Here is a 3,212-nt window from a genome sequence, read left to right as displayed (position 1 = left end):
AACCGCAAAGAGCGCAAAGAATTTTTTTTTCTTTGTGTTTGTAGTTGTCTTTATTAAGTTCGCAAAGCTGTGGGGTGTAACGTTGCGAGCTTTGCGTATCCCTTTGCGTGCTTTGCGGTAAGATTTTTAACCGCAAAGAGCGCAAAGAATTTTTTTCTTTGTGTTTGTGGTTGTCTTTATCAAGTTCGCAAAGCTGTGTGTTATAACTTGGCGAGTTTTGCGTATCCTTTTGCGTTCTTTGTGGTAAGATTTTTAACCGCAAAGAGCGCGAAGAATTTTTTTTCTTTGTGTTTGTGGTTGTCTTTATTAAGTTCGCAAAGCTGTGTGGTATAACTTTGCGAGTTTTGCGTAATTCTTTGCGTTCTTTGTGGTAAGATTTTTAACCGTAAAGAGCGCGAAGGCCGTTTTTCTTTGTGTTTACTGTTGTCTTTATCAAGTTCGCAAAGCTGTGTGTTATAACTTGGCGAGCTTTGCGTAGCTCTTTGTGTGCTTTGCGGTTAAATAGCAGTTGCTGCATAAAAGTTTTTTCTGAAAGTGGAAACAAATCTTTCACGGTCTATATTGGAATTTGGGATTTAAAAGTTGGAATTTCTTTTGAAAACAATACTTCCTTTTTGCCGTAGACTGCGTTAGGGATGGGAGCGGCATCCTTTTGCGATGCCCGAAACTTCTTTTCAAACCCAAAACTTCTATCGCAAAAGATATAGCGGACAGCCCGGCCCGGAGGGAAACGCCCAGATTATTCATATCCGGTTCCTTATTTTTTACTTCAAAAGAAGGTAGCAGCACCTCCTGATTTAGAAAAATAAGATTTTTTTGCCGTAGTTTTCTTAATTAAGAATACAGCAGACAGCCGGTCTACAGGGAAATATCAAAATAATTCTTTAAATAAATGATTGTTTATCTTAAAATCTTAATTATTGTAAAGTGCTAAATATCAGTAGTTAGGTCTTTTTTAAATATCTTTTAAAATTCATTATGATCAACATCTTTAATGAATTTGATTACTCCTTTCATAAATACTTGTTGATCATCCCACATTGCTAAATGACTTCCGTTTGGGCAATATAAAAAACGCCCTTTTTGAACTAATTTGCTTTGTTCTTCCATAGCTTTTGGATCCATTGTGTCATATTTTGCACCGATCATTAATGTTGGGATTTCGATTTCTTTTAAGCGGTTTTTTATATCCCATTTTGCTAAACGACCACTGATTCCGAACTCACTTGGTCCCTGCATCAAGGTGTAAATTTCTCCATTCATATGCTTGCTGGCTCTATTTAAACCATCAGGCCATTCTTTCAATCGGCATAAGTGCTCTTTGTAGAAATTGGGAATTAATAGTTCCATGTAACGAGGGTTATTAAAATCTTTTTTAGCTTCCAAAGTTCTGATTTCTGCAAGAATTTCTGGCTTCATTTGCTTTGCCAGTACTTCATCAGCATATTTTCCATATTCAGGAGCACTGGCTACCATATTGGAAATCAATAGTCCTTTTAGATTTTTTTGATATTTTAATGCATATTCCATTGCCAAAATTCCTCCCCAGGAATTTCCTAAGACGTAAAAATTATTGTTGTCAGCTCCAATGGCTTTACGCACTTGTTCTACCTCTTCTACAAATCGTTCAGTTGTCCATAAAGAGCTGTCTTTTGGCTGATCACTATAGTAAGAACCTAGTTGGTCATATTCGTAAAATTCAAAGCCTTCACGTTGGAAGAAAGTTTCAAAACATTCCATGTACTCATGTGTCATCGCCGGGCCTCCATGCAAAAGTAAGATCTTTATTTTAGGATTGTTTCCAAATCGCTTAGTCCATACTTTAAATTCACCAACGGGTGTTTTGATTGGAATCATTCGCACACCTGCAGATTCAACGGTATTTTTTTGATTGTATGTAAAATAATCCTGTAGTGTTTCTGATTGCGTTTCTTTTTTACATGAAATAGTTAAAAGAATCAGTGCTAAGAGAAAAATTGGTCGCATGTTTTCACAATTAAAAGGTTTATACTTTTGAATTTCATTGTGAACTAAAATACAAATAAAAAAGAAACCATTTACAAAACAGGAAGTGATGATGAGGCTTAGTTTTTTTTTAAAAGAAGAAAGAAGAAAGAAGAAAGAAGAAAGAAGAAAGAAAGAAGCAAGAGAAAAGAATATAGATTTATCCTCTTTCTTGCTTCTTGTTGGTACAACCCTATTATTTTTTGCCAGAGATTAAAAGTTTTCAGTCGCAATTTTCAGTCGCAGTGAAAAGCAAAACTGAAAACTGTGACTGAGACTGAAAACTTTTAGTAATGCCATCTCACAAAAGCTTCCATAGCCGCGTAAGTTGCCAAACCTAATTGTTGGTATAATGCTGCTGTTTCTGCATTTCTGTCTTCGGCTCTTTGCCAAAATTCCCTTGCATCGGTTCCCTGAAAAACAACACCGTCTTTTTGAGACTGGTGTTTGAAGATTCCGTGACGTTTTGCCAAAACCTGATCCGGGCTCATTGGTACTGCCATCTCCACTTCGTCAATTCCCCATTCCTGCCAAGCTCCACGGTACAACCACAACCAGCAATCATCCATAAACGATTTTGGTTTTAGAGCTTTTACCGCTTCAAAAATAGCATCCAGACATACTTTATGTGTTCCGTGCGGATCTGCCAAATCTCCTGCAGCATATATTTGGTGTGGTTTGATTTTTTTAATTAAATCCATTGTCAATTGAATATCTTCTTTGCCAAGTGGTTTTTTCTCAATTGTTCCGGTTTCATAAAATGGTAATTCCATAAAATGAATCTGATCATCTGTCAATCCAACAAAATGACTCGTTGCTCTTGCTTCTCCCTTTCTGATCAATCCTTTGATATAACGTACTTCCGGAATATCAATTTCACTGTTCTTTTTATTGGTCAAAAAAGTTTCTGCTTTTTGGTAGATATTATCTGCTTCGGCGCTTTTGATTCCGAATTTCTCGTTGTAATCAATCACAAATCTTGCAAAACGCAACGCTTCATCATCCGCGACAGCGATATTTCCTGAAGTTTGGTAGGCAACATGCACTTCATGCCCCTGTTCCTGCAAACGCATGAAAGTTCCTCCCATACTGATAATATCATCATCTGGATGCGGACTGAAAATCAACACACGTTTTTTAGCCGGTTCCGCTCTTTCCGGACGATTTGAATCATCTGAATTTGGTTTTCCGCCTGGCCATCCCGTGAT

At 37.0% G+C, this 3,212-nt stretch carries 3 protein-coding genes; 1 reads left to right on the top strand and 2 read right to left on the bottom strand.

Features of this window, described 5'->3' with window-relative positions; all coding sequences use genetic code 11:
* Positions 1-966: 966 nt before the first annotated feature.
* Positions 967-1,986, bottom strand: coding sequence for a proline-specific peptidase family protein (locus B0A65_RS22300; protein WP_074663113.1), 1,020 nt, complete (start codon positions 1,984-1,986; stop codon positions 967-969).
* Positions 1,987-2,074: 88 nt separating this feature from the next.
* Here B0A65_RS22300 and B0A65_RS23390 point away from each other — a divergent pair, with 88 nt between their 5' ends.
* A complete protein-coding gene (locus B0A65_RS23390) occupies positions 2,075-2,221 on the top strand; it encodes a hypothetical protein (protein ID WP_207556483.1) in 147 nt (48 codons plus the stop codon).
* A 70-nt stretch (positions 2,222-2,291) separates the two neighbouring features.
* Here B0A65_RS23390 and B0A65_RS22295 read toward each other — a convergent pair.
* The coding region (locus B0A65_RS22295) for a PIG-L family deacetylase (RefSeq protein ID WP_207556482.1) at positions 2,292-3,212 on the bottom strand (921 nt) is incomplete at its 5' end.

This window comes from Flavobacterium frigidimaris (assembly GCF_002217275.1).
Classification (GTDB): Bacteria; Bacteroidota; Bacteroidia; order Flavobacteriales; family Flavobacteriaceae; genus Flavobacterium; species Flavobacterium aquidurense.
The sequence above is the reverse complement of the archived record's forward strand: the minus strand, read 5'-3'. Positions and strand labels throughout refer to the sequence as shown.